The sequence below is a fragment of the Pseudonocardia xishanensis genome, from assembly GCF_039541715.1.
Classification (GTDB): Bacteria; Actinomycetota; Actinomycetes; order Mycobacteriales; family Pseudonocardiaceae; genus Pseudonocardia; species Pseudonocardia xishanensis.
Map to the genome: position 1 here is coordinate 1 of NZ_BAABGT010000026.1, position 16,738 is coordinate 16,738.

Below are 16,738 nucleotides of genomic sequence, written 5' to 3' on the forward strand. Positions count from 1 at the left end.
TCACCGTGGGAGATGTGCACGTCGGAGTGGCACAGGCCCGCGTAGGTGTAGCGGATCAGGACCTCGCCGGCCTGGGGGCCGTCCAGGTCCAGCTCCTCGATCTCGATGGGCTTGCCGGTCTCGTAGACGACTGCAGCCTTCGTCTTCACATGTCCTCCTCGACAGGTGGGGGGGTTCCGGCCTCCCACCCTCGTCGCGTGGCCGCATCGCTATCTGTGCAGATGTGACACACGCGCTACGCGTCGATACGGAACTGTCGGATGTAGCGGTACAGCGTGGTGCGGCTGATTCCGAGCATCTTGGCGGCGTGAACCTTGTTGCCCGAGCAGGTCCGCAAGGCGTCGACGACGGCGTCGCACTCCGCCTGGGGCAGCGCGCCGGACAGCGGCGCCCGCCGCTCCCGATGCCCGGTGGGCAGGTCCGCCTCGGTCACGTCGCCGACCTGCCGCCGCTCCACCACGTGCTCGACGACGGCGGTCAGCTCGGCGAGGTTGCCGGGCCAGTCCAGGGCGGCGAGCGCGCGGAGGGCCCCGGGGGTGAACCGCAGCGCGCCCCCCGAGCGGCGGTGCAACAGCCCCGCCGCGACCCCCGGGATGCGGTCGCGCCGCGCCCGCAGCGTCGGCAGGTCGAGGTGCACCGGGCACCGCGCCGCGAGGGCCGCGACACGCCCGGTCAGCGCGCACTCGGAGACCGTCAGCACCAGCCTGCGTTCCCGGGCGAGCCGCTCCAGCGCGACGGCGACGGGGTCCGCGAGCATGTCGGCATCCGTGACCACGATCGTGGTCGCCGCCGCGGGCAGGGTCGCGATCGTGTCCCGGTCCGCCGTGGGCCCGTCGATCTCCACGGTGGCGGGGCCCGGCTGCTCCTCCCGATCCGGCTCGGCCCTGCCCGCCCCCGTGCGGGCGGGGCCCGCGATGGCCCGGGCAACGGTCCGGCGTCCGGTCCCGGACTCGCCCCGGACCAGCACCGACGTGCCCTGGGTGCGATAGCGCTCGAGCTCCTCGGGAGGCCAGGCCTGCCACTCCGCGGGTGCGGCGGCGAGCCGACCGCGCGGCACCGGCGCGCGCCGCCACGCCGGGGACAGCCGCATCAGCACGCCGCCGTCCACGCGGGTCGCCTCCAGCCCGACCGGCCCGCCGGACTGCAGGTCGACCACGCACCGCCAGGTCGACTCGGTGGCCCGCACGAGCTCCCCGGCCAGCGTCTGCAGCGCGGCGTGGTCCGCGGGCTGCAGGACGTCCGCGGCGGCATCGTTGGTGAGGACGAGATCGGGGCCGAGCGCGACCAGGGCGCCCGCCTCGGCCGCCGCGGCCGCGTCGAAGGCGTCGAGCAGGACGCGGTGCGCGCGTCGGGTGTCGCCGAGCAGCCGGGTCTCGATGTCCCGCACCCCGCGCAGCAGGTAGGGCCCGAGCAGCGGGCTGGAGTCCTCCTCCAGGCACGTGATGTCCAGGACGCCGGCCGCCCGCCGGGTCGCGGGATCCACGATCGGCAGCCCGTGGCAGGCGAAGTCCCGGAAGGACTCCAGGTAGTGCTCGGCGCCGCGGACCGAGATGGGCCTGCGCGTCTCGAAGGCCGTCGCGATGGAGTTCGTACCGGTCTCGGCCTCGGTGAAGGTCCGGCCGAGCACCACCCCGAGCCGCTCGAACACCGGTCGGGCCGCCGCCGTGCCGAACCGCAGGTCGACCAGCCGGGCCTCGTGGTCGGCGAGCACCAGGGTGAACGGCGACCCCTCGAGTGCGCCCGCGAGCTCGGCGAGCACCGGGTCCGCGGCGCGGCGCAGCCTGCTCCCCGGGTCGACGGGCGCGGCGTCGTCGGGGTCGACGAGGGCCTGTGGGGCCAGCCCGGACTCCCGCACCCGCTGCCAGGACGACGCGATCTCCGGACGCACGGGCGCATCGGCGTTCCCTCGTGGCAGGGATGAAGGCATCGGCGACTCCAGGAGCAGGCTGCCCGGATGCTCTCACGCGCGGCCGGTTCCGGCGCCCCGTCACCTGGCGTCTCGGTCAGGTGGACGGTTGCAGCGCCGGGCCCAGGAGCTGGCCGCCGTCGGTCACGAACTCCGCGCCGGTGACGAAGGCCGAGTCCGCCGAGGCGAGGTGCAGCACCAGCGCGGAGACGTCGGCCGGATCGCCCAGCCGCGGGACGGCGTAGGGCTCGGGGGAGAAGAACTCCGCGAGGGGCGGGCCGCCCGCGATCGGCTCGGTGATCATCGGCGTGGCGATCACGCAGGATCGCGCCGCCCCCGGCCCGGCGCAGCGACGGGGTGACCGCCTTGATCCCCAGGTAGGCGCCGGTCAGGTTGGTCGCCAGCGTGCGGTCCCAGGCCTCCCGGTCCAGCGCCTCGAGCGGCACCGGCGGGTTCTGCACGCCGGCGTTGTCGACCAGCACGGACAGCGGGCCGAAGCGCGCCTCCGCGGCCTCGACGGCGGCGGTCCAGGGCACTACCTGGAGGTCGAGCCCACCGCCCGGGTGGACGACGCCGAGCTCGCCGCCACCCGGTTCCTCGGCATGATCTCCAACCACCTCTTCTGGCCGCGGCTGCTGCTGGTGGACTACGCGGTGTCGACGAGGGACTCGAGGGGACGAGGACCTGGATCTCCCGCCGCGGTCACCGGTTGGGTGGGGGCGGGGCTGGTGAGGTGTTCGACGAGGGTGTCGGTCATGAGTTGGCCGCGGGTGCGGGTGACCGGCTCGGGGGAGAGCCGGTGTTGGGTGACCGCGTTGCGCAAGGCGGCGTGGCAGGCGATGCCCTGTTCGGCGGGGAGGTAGGCGCGTAGCAGGGCCATGCCGTCGCCTGCGGGGCTGATGGTGATGTGGCGGTCGCGGCGGGCGGCGCGGGCGCGGGCGGTGAACTTCTCCGGGGCGACCTCGGCGCGGGCGTAGGCGCGGGTGGATTCGGTGATCTCGGCGTCGATGCGGTTGCGCAGCGCGACGAGGTCCTCGAGGTGTGAAGGCTCGCCCTCGGCGGCCGGGACGGGGGTCTCGGTCGGCGGGGCGAGGGCGGTCGTCATGGGCCCGATTCTCGTCGACCAGGTGTTCGAGTCGGAGCTGTCTTCGCAGGTGGAGGACGAGCGGTCAACCTTCTGCGACGACTGGCCGACACCGTTTCGCGTCGGAACCGGGGCCGCGTCGGCGGCCCGGCTCCTCCCACCTGCGATGCGCTTCGAGCGGTCGCTCTCACTCCCACACCACGATGTTCCGCCGCACCGGGGCGGGGCCGAAGAGTCCGGGGGAGCGTTCGCGGAGCTCCTCGACGTCGTCGAAGAGGTGGCGGCGCGTCGCTGCGCGGGCGCGGGCGGTGTCGCCGGCGAGGACTGCGTCGAAGATCTCGACGTGCTGGTCGGCGAGGGCCGGGGTCGGGGTCTCCTGCAGGCCCGGTCTCCGGGCGCGGTCGAGGTGGCCCTTCGCCGGGACCGCCATGGCCCACGGCCGCAGTCTGGTGGCCGAGGCCGTTGGGCCGAGGTGACCCCCTGGGCCGCGGACGCCATCGCGCGCGCCCGGGGATGACATGGAGCTCGTGTGGCTCGAGGGTCCACGGAACGGCGCTCGTGCCACACGAGTGGCGCTTCCGGAGAGAGCCTCGGGTCGGGAACGCGTCCTGCCGGTTCGAGCCGCGATGGCTGGGCGAGGAGCGGGCGATACCCGACCCGAGGTCGTTTCTCTCCAGAGGCCGTGCGCGCGGCCTCTGACCGGATCAACGAACCGGACGCCGCGGGGTCACTCACCCACACCGGTCAGATGCATGGTGACCGAGGGGAGTCGGACACGGCATTCGGGTCGACGGTGGAGCCGGACGGGAACGTCGGCCACCGCCCTCCGGGTCGACACCGCCGCGGCGCTGAACCCCGGCGGAGGGGTTCCCGCTCATCCAGGCCGTGGTGCTCCCAGACGACGTCCCCGTCCTGCTGGACACCCCGACGCGGGCGCTCGGTCACCGATGAGTTGAAGCGGGAGTGAAGCGACGGGGCGGACGGTGGGGCCATGACCACCTACATCGCGGACCTCGTCGAGGTCCTGGAGGAGGCGGGCTCGCGGCCCGTGCTGCGCTGCGACGGCGCCGACACGACGGGGGCGGCCCTGCTGGCGGACGTCCGCCGCCACGCCCGGGCGCTCGACGGGCTCGGGGTGGGCCGGGGCGACCTGGTCGCCCTGATCGCCCCGAACCGGCCCGAGGCGCTCATGGTGCGCTACGCCGCGCACCTGGTCGGGGCCGCCGCGGTCTACCTGTCCGTGCCGCCGGCCCCCGAACGTCGGGCGCGGATGATCGCGCAGTTCGCGCCGCGGCTGCTCGTCGTCTTCCCGGAGACGGCGGACCTGCTGCCCGCCGGGGTCGAGGCGCCTGTCGCGTCGGTCGGCGAGGGGGCCGACCTGCGGCTGGACGTGCTCGCCGCCGCCGAGTCCGCTGAGCCGTTCGCCTGCCGGGCGCGCCCCGAGGACCCGGCCGTGCTGATCTCCTCCGGCGGGACGACGGGGGTGCCGAAGGGCAGCCGTCGGGACTTCGCGTCGTACTCGACGGCGGTCGCCGCGCCGGTGGACCCGGCCCGCAGGCAGCTGGCGAACGGCAAGCTCGCCTACCTCACCCAGATCCTGGTCGACCAGACCCTGCTCGGCGGCGGCCTGGTGGTCCTGCAGGACCACTACGAGCCCGTCGCGACGCTCCAGGCGGTCGAGCGGGAGCGGATCACGCACCTGTTCCTGGTGGAACCGCAGCTGTTCGGGTTGATGGACGCCCCCGCCGTCGCGGACCACGACCTGTCGTCGCTGCACGCGCTGGTCCACATCGGAGCGATGGCGGCGCCGGTGCTGCGCAGGCGGGCGAGACGGAACCTGGGGCCGGTCGTCATGCACACCTACGGGGCCAGCGAGATCGGCATCGTGTCCGCGCTGCCGCCCGCCGAGCACGACCGGTCCTCCCGGTTCCGGTGCGCGGGGCGGATCGTGCCGGGCGTCGACGTCCGGTTCCGCGCGGCGGACGGCACGCTCGACCCGCGCGCCGGCGCGATCGAGGTCCGCTCGCCCGCCATGGCCCAGGGCTACACGAACCGCCCGGTCGAGGAGGCCGAGCACTTCGTCGACGGCTGGTACCGCACCGGCGACCTCGGCTGTCTGGACGATGAGGACATGCTCCGGATCCTCGGCCGCGAGTCGGACATCGGCGAGCTCGGCGCGGTCACCCCGACCGAGCTGCAGCAGACGCTCTGCGCGCTGCCGAGCGTGCGGTACGCCGTGCTCGTCGCCGACCCGGTGCCCGGAGACGGAGCGTGCGGAGTCGACCATCGGCGCGGAGACGGAGCGTGCGGAGTCGACCATCGTCCCGGCGTGCGGATCGCGGCCGCCGAGGCGTGGCCGGGTGGGCGGGTGGACGTCGCGGACTGCCGTGCCGCCGTCGCCGCGCAGTACGGCGAGGCCGTCGCGGCCACCCTGCAGGTCGTCCCGGTGGACTCGATCCCCCTTACCGAGCAGGGCAAGCCGAACCGGGTGGCGATCCGGGAGCTCGCGGCGGCCCTGCGCTGAGCTACAGGGCCAGGACGACCTTGCCGCGCAGGGTCCCGGCCTCGAGTCGGGTGTGGACGTCGGCGGCCCGGTCGAGGGGCAGGACCGTCGGCTCCGGCACCGTCAGCGAGCCGTCGGCGAGGCGGTCCATCGCCTCCTGCAGGCCCGCGCCGACCGTGGCCGGATCAGGGCTGGAGAGGGTGGCGCCGAGCTCGCCCGCCCGCGGGTCGGAGAGCGTGAGGACCCGGGCGGGCCCGCCCGCGAGCGCCACCGCGGCCCGCAGGTCGCTGTGGCCCGAGGCGTCCAGCACGGCGTCCACACCGGACGTGACGGCCTCGCCCAGCGGTCGGTGGTAGTCGACCGGGACGGCACCCCGTGCCTCGACCGCGGCGAAGTCGGCGGGCCGGACCGTGGTGACCACGGTGGCGCCCCGCGCCAGCGCGAGCTGCAGGGCGATGGCGCCGACGGACCCGTTCCCCCCGAGCAGCAGGAGGGTCTCGCCCGCCCGCACGTCGAGCAGCGAGAGCGCGCGGACCGCAGCCTCCCCGGACGCGGGCAGCGCGGCGGCGACGGCGGGCGACACGGACGGGGGCCTGCGCACCCAGTAGTCGGCGACCACCGCCGCGGCGTAGCCGCCGAGCGGTCCCGGCAGGTGCACCGCGACCTCGTCCCCCACCGCGACGCCGTCGACCTCCGCGCCGACCGCCTCCACCGTGCCCGCGGCCTCGAACCCGAGGACCCCGCCCGGACGCACGGGGTACACCGCGTCCAGGTGACCCGCCCGGATGGCGAGGTCGGTCGGCCCGACGCCGGCGTGGGTCACGGCGACCCGAACCTGTCGCGGGCCCGGCGCACCGACCTCGATCTCGTCGACGTGCAGCACTGACGGCGGCCCGTAGCCGGAGATCGTGACAGCCGTGGTCATCGGAGGTCCTCCCCCCGCAACAACATGACATGTCACGTTATACCCGCGGGAGCGTCCCCCGTTCGAGCACGTTGCCGTAGACCGCCTCCAGGGGCTCCGCCAGCCGCGATACCAGGGCGGGGGGCAGGCCGTCGAAGAACAGGTTGCGCACCGGCTCCACGTGCCCCGGAGCGGCGGCGGCCGGCGCCGCCCTCCCGCTGTCGGTCGGCGAGACGTCGGTGACCCGCCGGTCGTGGGCGGCCGGGCGCATCTCGACGAGCCCGCGCGCGGACATCCGTTTGGTGTGGTGGGAGGCCCGGCTGCGCTCCCAGCCGATCGCCGCGGCCAGCGCGGTCACCGACATCGCCGCCGCGGGCTCCGCGTCCAGGGCGGTGAGCACGTGGTAGTCCGACAGCGACCGGGTGGTGTCGGCATGCAGCCGGCGGTTCATCTCGTACGCCATCCGCAGGTGCAGCCGCATGAACGCCAGCCAGGCGCGCTGCTGGTCCGCGTCGAGCCGGCCACCGGGCGGAGAGGTCACCCCGGCACCCTCCCGGACCGCGCCCGCCGACCGCCGGTCAGCGTGGCGACACCGCGATGTCCAGTCGGTCGAGGATCGCCGCCGAGCCCACCGGGGTCCAGCGCGTGGGTCCGCGGTGCTGCCCGCGGCCCTCGGGTTCGCGCTCGCCGCGCTGAGGATCGGGGCCGTGGTCACGCACGTGCGGCGGGACGACGCGAAGGGCGCCCCGCCCGCCGCGGTGTCGACGCTGCTCGCCCTCGTCGTGGGCGTCGGACGACTGCTCGTCGACGGCGGTATCGCCGGGGAGGGTGGGCGCCTCCTACGGTCTGTGGCGATGAACGGCGACGAGGCACACGAGCTGCGGGTCCACGGGGTGGCGGGGGCGTCGCCCGAGTCGATGCTGCAGCAGACGGCGGTGGAGGACGAGCCGGGCGCCGAGCACGACTGCGGGTGCCCGGCGGACCGGGACGCCCACCCGCGGGCCGAACCGGGTGCGGACGAGATCACGGTCTGGCGAGCGCCGCGCCGGGACCCCCGGCTGCGGGCGTGGTCCTGGGGCTCGCTGACGTCGGGGAAGTGGTACCAGGCCTTCTACCTGCTCCTGCTGCCGTTCATGATCGCCAACCTGGCGGGCTGGATGGTGGCGGGTCCGGCGGGTCGGGGGCTGCGGTTGCGGTGGGCCACGCTCCTGGTGCGGATCGTCGGGGTGCTCGTGACGGTCGTGTTCGTGGTGTCCGTGCAGATCGTGCTGTCCGACCTGGTCGCCTGGCAGTGGCTCTACCAACGGCGGATCGTGTCGGTCGGGCTGGCCGGGCTGGGCACCGTGCTGACCGCGCTGGCGTTCTTCGGGCTCGTCGTCCTCACCAGGATCAGGCCGAAGCCGGAGGCGATGGCGCCCCGCCCCGGGCCGTCGCGGGGGCCGGTCGCCCGCGCCTGGGCCTGGTGGCTCGCACTCGGGAAGCAGTGGGACCGTCCGCGGGACGCGGTGGGGATCGGCACCCTCGGCGACCGCCAGTGGACGCTCTGGAACAGCGGGGCGCTCAACATGGCGCTGCGCAGGCTGCACCTCGCCGCGGGGCTCGCGGTGACCGCGTTGCTGGCCGCGCTGCCCACCGGTGGCACGGCGGCGCCGGGGTTGCGGACCGCGACCCTCGGCCTCGCGGTCGCCGCTCTCGCCGCCGTGCTCGCGTTGTTCTGCTGGATCGGGTTGCGGCGCGGCGCCGACGCCCCGCCGGACCGTGGCTCGGACTCCGGCGACGGCGGCCTGCGATGGGCGTTCCTCCTGATCAGGTGGGTCGTCGCGAGCCTGGCCGTGGCGGCGGTCGCGCTGGCGGCGCTGCTGCCGATCTGGTGGTCCGAGCCCGTGGTGCGGGGGTGGGCGTCCCTGCCGCTGTTGCGCGGCTCCGCGGTGTGGGTCGCCGTGGTGATCCTGGCCGCGGTCGTCCTGCTGACCGTGGTCAACGGCGGGGGTAGGCGCGCCGCGAACCCGGCCGCGGTGCTGTTGCTCGCGGCCAGCATCGGCGCGGGCTTCGGCTCGGGCCTGATCAGCCGGGCCGCCGGGCTCGTCGCCGGGGTCGGCGGGTTCGCGCCGCAGGTGGACCTGTTCGTCGACTGGCTGGCGGTGGCGATCACCACGAGCATCGCGCTCGTCGCGCTGGCGGCGACGGTCCGGTGGCTGGTGGCCGTGGTCTCCCCGGCCGACACGGGCGCGGTGGTGCCCGCCCTCACCCGTCGGGCGTCCTGGCTGACCGCGGTCGTGGGGGCGGTCGGGGCGGTGTTCACGATCGTGTCGGTGGTGCAGGTCCGAGCCGGGATCCCGGTGTCGGCGCTGCCGCGCTGGTTCGCACTCGGCGTGGTGCTGCTGCTGGCGGTGCCGATCGTGCTGGTGGCGAGCGTGGTCGCGGTGCGACGGGGGCCGGGGGTGGGGGCGGTGGTCGTCCTCGGGATCGCGGCGGTGACGGCGCTCGTCGTCTGGGCCGTGCTGACCGGCCACAGCCTGCGGATCGCGGGCATCGACGTGCCGCCCGGCACCTTCCGGGACCTCTGCCTGGCGGTCGCCGTCGTCCTGCCGACGGCGGCGATCCTCGGCCGGATCGTCGCAGGCCTGCGTGACCGCAGCGTCCGCCGGGGCGTCGGGGTGCTGTGGGACGTCGGCACCTTCTGGCCGCGCTGGTTCCACCCCCTCGCGCCGCCGACCTACTCCGACCGCGCGGTCCCGCAGCTGGAGGCGCAGCTGCGCGCCGAGCTCGCGGCCCGCGGCGGTGTCCTGCTTGCCCCGCACAGCCAGGGCACGGTGATCGCGAACGCCGCCCTGCTGCTGGACGACCGCGTCCACGACCTCGCGGGCGTCGCCCTGCTCAGCTACGGCTCCCCCTGGGGCAGGCTGTACGCCGAGTTCTTCCCGACCCAGGTCGACGGGGCGGTGACCGCGGAGATCGAGCGCCGGCTGGACGGGCGGTGGATCAACCTCTGGCGTCCCTCGGACCCCATCGGCGGGGAGATCGAGGGCCTGCCGGGCGACACGAGGATCGCGGAGCCGTGCAGGCAGGGCCACTCCGACTACTGGGAGGAGCCCGCCTACTGCCGCGCCACCCGTGACCTGCGCGGCAGGCTCGACGGCGCGGACAGCACGTTTCGTGCGCTCAGCGCGGGCGGGCCCGTCCCATGATCGCTGGTCGCGTGCTCTCAGCGCGGTCCACACAGCGCTGAGCGCACACGACCGGCGATCATGCCGCGCTGGGAGCACGAAACGTGCGATCGGTGGGTGGCGCTCACTCCGGAGGCGGGGCCGTGAACCAGCCCGTGCTCGGTTCCACCACCGCGGCGCGGGCGGCGGAGTCGGTGGGGGCGCGGCCCGCGAGGGCGGCGAGGGCCCGGGCGTCCCCGACGTCCGCACCCTCGCGCTCCGACAGGATCCAGCGGACCTCGAGCAGGTCGCAGTAGGCCTGCACCGGCGACCCCACCCCGCCCACGGCCCGGTGCGCCCGTTCGATGCCCGGGCGCAGGCAGACCTCCATCCAGCTCGCCGCCGCCTCGGAGTCCGAGTGGTCGCGGCCGTCCCGGCGGGAGAGCCAGGCCTGGTGGGCCTGCAGGTCACCGAGCAGCACGGTCGCCTGGCCCTCGCCCACCTCGAGCCCGGTCAGCTCCTCGAGCCTGCGGGCGTGGAAGCGGCGGTCGCCCACGCCGACCTGCAGCGTCAGCTCCCCGGGGGCGTCGCCCTTCGGCTGCAGGGTGACCTCCTCCACGGCGAAGCCCAGGTCGTTGAGCTCGCGGATCTTGCCCTCGACGCGGTAGCGGTCGCCGAAGGAGAAGGTCGGGGCGGCGTGCAGGGCGTCCCAGAGGGCGTTGTAGCGCTCCGGGATGGCGAAGGCTTCGGCCATGAGCTGCGGATGGATCTCCGGGGGCCGCTCCAGCCGCTCGGCGAGGTCGATCATGCCGCCCGCGACGTTCTCCACCAGGATGTCGAGGTCGAACTGCCGCTGCCCGTCCGACAGGCTGGGGTGGATCTCGCTGGTCTCGGCGTCCACCATGAACGCCTGCAGGGTCTGGCCGTCCCGGCTGAACAGGGTGTTGGCCAGCGAGCAGTCGCCCCAGAAGATGCCGTGCCGGTGCAGCTCGACGAGGAGCGAGGCCATCGCGTCGAACAGCCGGGCCCGGTGCGCGGGCCGGTTCGGCGGCAGCCGCATGAACAGCCGCCGGTACTGCCACGATCCCTCGAGGTAGTGCGTCACGAGGATCGCGGTGTCCTCGGGCTGGTAGACGACTCCTGCGACCCGCACCGCGGGCAGCCCGTCGTCCTCCATGGTGCGCAGCACGGTGAACTCGCGCCGCGCGATCCGGTGCGGGAGCTCCTTGAGCGCCCACCGCCGCCCGTCCGTCTCGACGAACCGCACCAGGTGCCGCGACGGCCCGACGGCGATGTCCCGCAGTGGGACCTCGGCGGGGTTCCACTCGGCCAGCGGCAGGTCCCAGGGCAGGGCCAGCAACCCGGGGGACAGGTCGCGCAGGATCAGCTCGGGCGCCGTCATCGCAGTCCTCTCGGCGGGGCCGTGCTGCCCCGCACCACCAGTCTGGTCGGGAGCACGATGCCGGGGCCGGGGTCACTCCCGCTCAGCGCGGTGGCGACCATGTGCCCCGCCAGCGTGCCCTGTTCGCGCACCGGTTGGTGGACCGTGGTCAGGTCGGTGAGGGCGGCGAGCGGGTCGTCGTCGATGCCGATCACCGACACGTCGGCGGGGATGCGGAGCCCGGCCCTTCGGAGGGTGCGCACGGCGCCGAGGGCCACCTCGTCCGAGTGGGCGTAGACCGCGGTCGGCGGGTGCCGCAGCCCGAGCAACCGGGCCATCGCGTCCGCGCCCTCCTCCCCGCCCCACTCCACGGTGCAGTCCAGGTCCGGGTCGAGCGGGTGTCCGGCGTCCGCCAGCGCCCGCTCGTAGGCCAGCCGCCTGCCCGCCGGCTGGTCCCCGCGCTGCTCGGGATCGAGCGTCTCGATCATCGCGATCCTGCTGTGCCCCAGGTGGATCAGGTGGTCGACGGCCTGGCGGCCCGCGGCCTCGTCGTCGATCGTGACGAAGGGGTGGGAGCCGACCTGCCCGCCGACCGCGACGACCGTGACGTCGAGTCCCTCCAGTCGTTCCCGTTCGGCGTCGTCGACCGGGAAGGCCACGGTGACGATCGCGTCCACCGCGCGCCGGGCAGGCAGCCTGCGGAAGTACTCGACCCGGTCGTCGGCGTCCCCCACCGGGTGCAGCAGCAGGTCGAGACCGGCCGCGCGCAGGGCCCCCGCGAGCCCGTCCACCAGCGCGGCGAAGTACCAGCGGGACAGGTGCGGAACCAGCGCCGCGACCCGGCCGGTGCGTCCGCCTGCGAGCCGCGACGCGTCCGGCGAGACCACATAGGACAGTTCGTCCGCGATCCGCAGCACCCGCTCACGGGTCGCCGCCGCGACGTGCGGGTGTCCGCCCAGCGCACGCGAGGCGGTGGCAGGGGAGACCCCCGCCAACCGGGCCACGTCGGCGAGGTTGACCGCACGCTCCGTCGGGGCGGACACGACCGGGATCATAACGCGGCAGCCGGAAGCGCTTGCATAACTATTTCCTGCGCAGTCTGCGGTTCGAGGCTGCCGGATGTCGGGATCTGTTCTAGCGTTCTGTGAGCCTTGACACTACCGAGTCATGTGCGCAGAGTGACGGCTGGAAGCGCTTCCAGCTCTATTCCCGCATGCCCTGCGACGACCAACGGAGGTCGACGACGATGCGACGCCCCTGGAGAAGCCGCCTGGCCGCGGCCGCACTCGCCGTGGTGGCGATGGGCGGTCTCGCGGCCTGCGGGTCCGGAGCCGCCGGACCACCGGTGCTGACCTGGTACATCAACCCGGACGACGGCGGGCAGGCGACGATCGCCCAGAAGTGCACGCAGGCCGCGGGCGGCCGATACACGATCGCGACCTCCACATTGCCCCGTGAGTCCTCAGAGCAGCGCCAGCAGCTCGTGCGCAGGCTCGCGGCGAACGACAGCTCGATCGACATCATGAGCCTCGACCCGCCGTACATCCCGGAGTACGCGCAGGCCGGGTTCCTGGCGCCGATCCCGCCGGACGTGGCCGCCCGGGTCACCCAGGGCACGGTGCAGTCGGCGATCGACGGCGCCACCTGGGACGGCAAGCTGGTCACGGTCCCGTTCTGGGCCAACACCCAGCTGCTCTGGTACAAGAAGTCCGCCGCCGCAGCCGCGGGGATCGACATGTCCCAGCCGGTGACCTGGGACCAGCTGATCCAGGCCGCGGGCAAGGCGAACACCAACATCGCCGCGCAGGGCCGCCGCGCCGAGTCGCTGACGGTCTGGTTCAACGCCCTGATCGCCTCGGCGGGCGGCGCGGTCATCGCGCAGAACTCGACCGACCCGACCCAGATCAAGCTCGGCCTGGACACCCCGCAGGGCGACCGCGCCGCCGAGGTGATGAGCACCTTCGCCAACAGCGGCCGAGAGGGCGCGGCCTTCTCCACCGCCGGCGAGGACGAGAGCGTCGCGGCCTTCGAGGCGGGCACAGCGGGGTGGATGGTCAACTGGCCGTTCGTGTGGAGCAAGGCGAAGAGCGGTGTCGAGGGCGGCACGCTGCAGCAGTCCGTCGTGGACGACTACGGCTGGACCCTCTACCCGCGGGTGGACGCCGACAAGCCCGCGGCCCCGCCGTACGGCGGCATCAACCTCGGCGTCGGCGCCTTCAGCGCGCACCCGGACCTGGCCTACGAGGCCACCGAGTGCATCACCTCGACCCAGAACCAGAAGGAGTACTTCCTGACCAACGGCAACCCGGCCTCGCGCTCGTCGGTGTTCTCCGACCCCGAGGTGCTGGCGGACTTCCCGATGGCGCCGACCATCGAGCAGTCCCTGCAGCTCGCGGCCCCGCGCCCGCAGACCCCGTACTACAGCGAGGTCTCGGGCAGCATCCAGCGCGAGTACCACCCGCCGGGCTCCGTGACGCCGGGCGTCACCGGCAAGAACGCCACCGAACTGATCGATGCCGTGCTCTCGGGGAGGCAGCTGCTGTGACCACCACCGTTCCCCCGGCCACCACGGCGCCCGCCCACGCGGCGCCCCGTGGCGGCGCGACCGACCGCGCGAAGGCCGAGCAGAAGCTCGGCTGGTACCTCGCGGGCCCCGCCTTCGTCGTGATGCTGCTGGTCACGGCCTATCCCATCGGGCAGGCGGTCTACCAGTCGCTGTTCGCCTACCGGCTGACCGACCCGGAGAACCGCCGGTTCGTGGGCCTGAGCAACTACGGCGTCGTGCTGTCCGACGCCATCTGGTGGCAGTCCATCGCCACCACGGTGCTGATCACCGTGATCACCGTGGCCGTCGAGCTGGTGCTCGGCTTCCTGCTGGCCATGGTCATGGCGAACGCGCTCAAGTCCATCCGGCCCGTCGTCCGGGCGGCGATCCTGCTGCCCTACGCGATCATCACGGTCGTCTCGGCCTTCGCCTGGCAGTTCGCGTTCGACCTCAACTCGGGCTTCGTGAACAGCTGGTTCTCCTGGATCCCGGGGATCACCGCCGACACGGACTGGTTCGGCTCCTTCGGCAGCTCGATCCTGGTGATCTGCCTGGCGGAGATCTGGAAGACCACGCCGTTCATCTCGCTGCTGCTGCTCGCGGGCCTCGCCCAGGTGCCGGACGTGCTGCAGGAGGCGGCCAAGGTGGACGGTGCGACCTGGTGGCAGCGGATGTTCAAGGTGACCATCCCGAACATGAAGGCGGCCATCATGGTCGCCCTGCTGTTCCGGACCCTGGACGCCTTCCGCGTCTTCGACTCGATCTTCGTCATGACGGCGGGGGCGAACGGCACCGAGTCCGTGTCCTTCCTCGCCTACCGGCAGACGATCGCCCGGCTGGAAGTGGGGTTGGGCTCGGCGGTGTCGGTGCTGTTGTTCATCGCCGTGGTCCTGATCGCCTTCGGGTTCATCAAGGGCTTCAAGGTCGACCTGTCCCAGGCGCGGGGGGAGAAGTAGATGTCCGCGAAGGAACGCAACTGGTGGATCGTCGCGGGGATCGTCATCGTCCTCTACGCGCTCTTCCCGATCGCCTGGATCGTCTCGCTGTCGTTCAAGGCCCCCGCCGACGTGGCGAACGGGCAGTTCCTGCCCAGCGTGTTCACCTGGCAGAACTACTCGCAGATCCTCACCGGTGACGCCGCCTCGCTCTTCCTGCCCGCGCTGCGCAACTCGTTCGGCATCTGCCTGATCGCGACGTTCCTGGCCTGCATCCTGTCGATGTTCGCCGCGTACGCCATCGCGCGGCTGGACTTCCGGGGCAAGAAGCTCATCCTGTCCACCGCGCTCGCGGTGGCGATCTTCCCGGTCATCTCGATCGTCACGCCGCTGTTCAACCTGTGGCGGCTGATCGGGCTCTACGACACCTGGCCGGGTCTGATCATCCCGTACCTGTCGCTCACCCTGCCGCTGTCCATCTGGACGATGTCGGCCTTCTTCCGCGAGATCCCGTGGGAGATGGAGCAGGCCGCGCAGGTGGACGGCGCGACCTCGTGGCAGGCCTTCCGCAAGGTCATCGTGCCGCTCGCCGCGCCCGGGGTGTTCACCACCGCGATCCTGGCGTTCTTCCTGGCCTGGAACGACTTCGTCTACGGCATCTCGCTCACGTCCACGAGCGCTGCCCGACCCGTGCCCGCCGCCCTGGGGCTGTTCTCCGGGGCCTCCCAGTTCGAGGACCCGACCGGCGCGACGGCGGCCGCCGCGGTCGTCGTCACCATCCCGGTGATCATCCTCGTCCTGATCTTCCAACGCCGGATCGTCTCCGGCCTCACCAACGGCGCTGTGAAGGGCTGAGCTATGGCTTCCGTGGAGATGAAGAACATCGTCAAGAAGTACGGCGACGGCTTCCCGGCGGTGAACGACGTCAGCCTCGACATCGCGGACGGCGAGTTCATGATCCTCGTCGGGCCGTCCGGCTGCGGGAAGTCCACCCTGCTGCGGATGGTGGTGGGGCTCGAGGACATCACGTCCGGCGACATGGTCATCGGCGGCAAGCGGGTCAACGACATGGCCCCGCGCGAGCGCAACCTGTCGATGGTCTTCCAGAACTACGCGCTCTACCCGCACCTCACGGTCTTCGAGAACATCGCGTTCCCGCTGCGGCTGCAGAAGGCGCCGGAGAACGAGGTGCAGGAGAAGGTCAACGCGGCCGCGGACGTCCTCGAGCTGCACGAGCACCTGCAGCGCAAGCCCGCCAACCTCTCCGGCGGGCAGCGGCAGCGCGTCGCGATGGGCCGCGCGATCGTGCGGGACGCGGACGCGTTCCTCTTCGACGAGCCGCTGTCCAACCTGGACGCCAAGCTCCGCGGCCAGATGCGCACGGAGATCGCCCGGCTGCAGCGGCGGCTGGGCATCACGACGATCTACGTCACGCACGACCAGACCGAGGCGATGACCCTCGGCGACCGGGTCTGCGTCCTGCGCAAGGGCGTGATCCAGCAGGTGGCCTCGCCGCGGGAGCTCTACGAGCAGCCCGTCAACCTCTTCGTGGCGGGCTTCATCGGGTCGCCGCCGATGAACTTCCTGCCCGCGAAGCTGAAGAACGGCACGCTGTCCACGCCGTTCGGGGACATCTCGCTGGACGCCAAGCGTGCGGCGGACATCGGGGACCGCGACCTCGTGCTCGTCGGCATCCGGCCCGAGTTCTTCGAGGACGCCTCGCTGGTCGACGAGGCGAAGCGGGGCCACGGCAGCACGTTCCGGGCCAAGGTGGACGTCACCGAGTGGCTGGGGGACTCGCAGTTCGCCTACATCCCGTACGACGCGCCGGACGAGGTGGTCGAGCAGCTCAAGGAGCTGTCCCGGGAGCTCGACTCGGACCAGCTGCGCACGCAGGCGATCGTGTCCATCGACTCGACCAGCCGGATCCGCTCCGGCCGCGAGGCCGAGTTCTGGCTGGACTCCCGCAAGGTGCACGTCTTCGACCCGGCCACCGGCGAGAACCTCACCCGCGACCCGGACGCGGGCGCGGAGCTCACCCGGATCGCCGAGGCGGAGCGCGAGGAGGAGATCGCGGAGGCCAGGGAGAGTGGGCTGACCGTGGAGGGCTGACCCGCCCCCGTAAGGCGCCGACGGCGGCCGCTTCCCTGTTCAGGGGGGCGGCCGCCGTATTTCGTGAGTGCTCTCCGTGCTCAGGGTGAGTAACACCAGGAGATCCACACGGAGGTTTTGAGTAGCGATTGCTCTCCTCGGTACGAGGCCATCGCAGCAGACTTCTGGTCATCGGCAGGACGGCACCACGGTTCGGCCGAGACCACGGACACCGAGTGAGGG

General features: G+C 73.1%; 14 protein-coding genes and 2 pseudogenes. 6 read left to right on the forward strand and 10 right to left on the reverse strand.

The features are described 5' to 3' along the window. The 6 genes and pseudogenes from ABD993_RS09415 to ABD993_RS09440 form a co-directional block, all read right to left on the reverse strand. Positions 1 to 149, reverse strand: a pseudogene (locus tag ABD993_RS09415) (alcohol dehydrogenase catalytic domain-containing protein); the annotation flags it as partial. Between the two features lie 86 nt (positions 150 to 235). Continuing rightward, the gene (locus ABD993_RS09420; RefSeq protein ID WP_345414776.1) at positions 236 to 1,888 is read right to left on the reverse strand and encodes a sigma-54-dependent Fis family transcriptional regulator; all 1,653 of its coding nucleotides are present in this window, start codon (positions 1,886 to 1,888) and stop codon (positions 236 to 238) included. A gap of 115 nt (positions 1,889 to 2,003) precedes the next feature. Next, positions 2,004 to 2,225 (reverse strand): SDR family oxidoreductase, encoded by a 222-nt coding sequence (locus ABD993_RS09425; RefSeq protein WP_345414778.1) that lies wholly within the window; start codon positions 2,223 to 2,225, stop codon positions 2,004 to 2,006. Between the two features lie 61 nt (positions 2,226 to 2,286). After that, positions 2,287 to 2,442 (reverse strand): annotated as a pseudogene (locus ABD993_RS09430) (SDR family NAD(P)-dependent oxidoreductase); the annotation flags it as partial. Between the two features lie 110 nt (positions 2,443 to 2,552). After that, a complete protein-coding gene (locus ABD993_RS09435) occupies positions 2,553 to 3,011 on the reverse strand; it encodes a DUF222 domain-containing protein (protein ID WP_345414780.1) in 459 nt (152 codons plus the stop codon). A gap of 166 nt (positions 3,012 to 3,177) precedes the next feature. Then, on the reverse strand, positions 3,178 to 3,420 hold the full coding sequence (locus ABD993_RS09440) for an FCD domain-containing protein (RefSeq protein WP_345414782.1): 243 nt from the start codon (positions 3,418 to 3,420) through the stop codon (positions 3,178 to 3,180). Positions 3,421 to 3,981: 561 nt separating this feature from the next. Here ABD993_RS09440 and ABD993_RS09445 point away from each other — a divergent pair. Further along, entirely contained in the window at positions 3,982 to 5,514 is a 1,533-nt protein-coding gene (locus tag ABD993_RS09445; protein ID WP_345414784.1) for a class I adenylate-forming enzyme family protein, read from the forward strand. 1 nt (position 5,515) lies between these two features. Here ABD993_RS09445 and ABD993_RS09450 read toward each other — a convergent pair whose 3' ends face one another. Together ABD993_RS09450 and ABD993_RS09455 are read right to left on the reverse strand one after the other, a co-directional pair. Next, positions 5,516 to 6,418, reverse strand: a complete 903-nt coding sequence (locus tag ABD993_RS09450; RefSeq protein WP_345414786.1) for an NADP-dependent oxidoreductase — start codon at positions 6,416 to 6,418, stop codon at positions 5,516 to 5,518. Between the two features lie 37 nt (positions 6,419 to 6,455). Then, positions 6,456 to 6,938 (reverse strand): MarR family winged helix-turn-helix transcriptional regulator, encoded by a 483-nt coding sequence (locus ABD993_RS09455; RefSeq protein ID WP_345414788.1) that lies wholly within the window; start codon positions 6,936 to 6,938, stop codon positions 6,456 to 6,458. A gap of 115 nt (positions 6,939 to 7,053) precedes the next feature. Here ABD993_RS09455 and ABD993_RS09460 point away from each other — a divergent pair, with 115 nt between their 5' ends. Then, a complete protein-coding gene (locus ABD993_RS09460; protein ID WP_345414790.1) occupies positions 7,054 to 9,585 on the forward strand; it encodes a hypothetical protein in 2,532 nt (843 codons plus the stop codon). A 103-nt stretch (positions 9,586 to 9,688) separates the two neighbouring features. Here the strand turns inward: ABD993_RS09460 and ABD993_RS09465 are convergent, their stop codons facing one another. Together ABD993_RS09465 and ABD993_RS09470 are read right to left on the reverse strand one after the other, a co-directional pair. Next, entirely contained in the window at positions 9,689 to 10,945 is a 1,257-nt protein-coding gene (locus ABD993_RS09465; protein ID WP_345414792.1) for a DUF4032 domain-containing protein, read from the reverse strand. Then, entirely contained in the window at positions 10,942 to 11,967 is a 1,026-nt protein-coding gene (locus tag ABD993_RS09470) for a LacI family DNA-binding transcriptional regulator (RefSeq protein WP_345414794.1), read from the reverse strand. The genes ABD993_RS09465 and ABD993_RS09470 overlap by 4 nt, the downstream gene beginning before the upstream one ends. A gap of 203 nt (positions 11,968 to 12,170) precedes the next feature. Between ABD993_RS09470 and ABD993_RS09475 the strand changes: the two genes are divergently transcribed. From ABD993_RS09475 to ABD993_RS09490, 4 genes are read left to right on the forward strand one after another with little or no spacing between them, the layout of a single operon-like run. Next, entirely contained in the window at positions 12,171 to 13,469 is a 1,299-nt protein-coding gene (locus ABD993_RS09475; RefSeq protein ID WP_345414796.1) for an extracellular solute-binding protein, read from the forward strand. Continuing rightward, positions 13,466 to 14,425 (forward strand): carbohydrate ABC transporter permease, encoded by a 960-nt coding sequence (locus ABD993_RS09480; RefSeq protein WP_345414798.1) that lies wholly within the window; start codon positions 13,466 to 13,468, stop codon positions 14,423 to 14,425. Before ABD993_RS09475 ends, ABD993_RS09480 begins: the two co-directional genes overlap by 4 nt. Further along, positions 14,426 to 15,259, forward strand: coding sequence for a carbohydrate ABC transporter permease (locus ABD993_RS09485; protein WP_345414800.1), 834 nt, complete (start codon positions 14,426 to 14,428; stop codon positions 15,257 to 15,259). A gap of 3 nt (positions 15,260 to 15,262) precedes the next feature. Further along, the gene (locus ABD993_RS09490; RefSeq protein WP_345414802.1) at positions 15,263 to 16,516 is read left to right on the forward strand and encodes an ABC transporter ATP-binding protein; all 1,254 of its coding nucleotides are present in this window, start codon (positions 15,263 to 15,265) and stop codon (positions 16,514 to 16,516) included. Positions 16,517 to 16,738 lie beyond the last annotated feature (222 nt).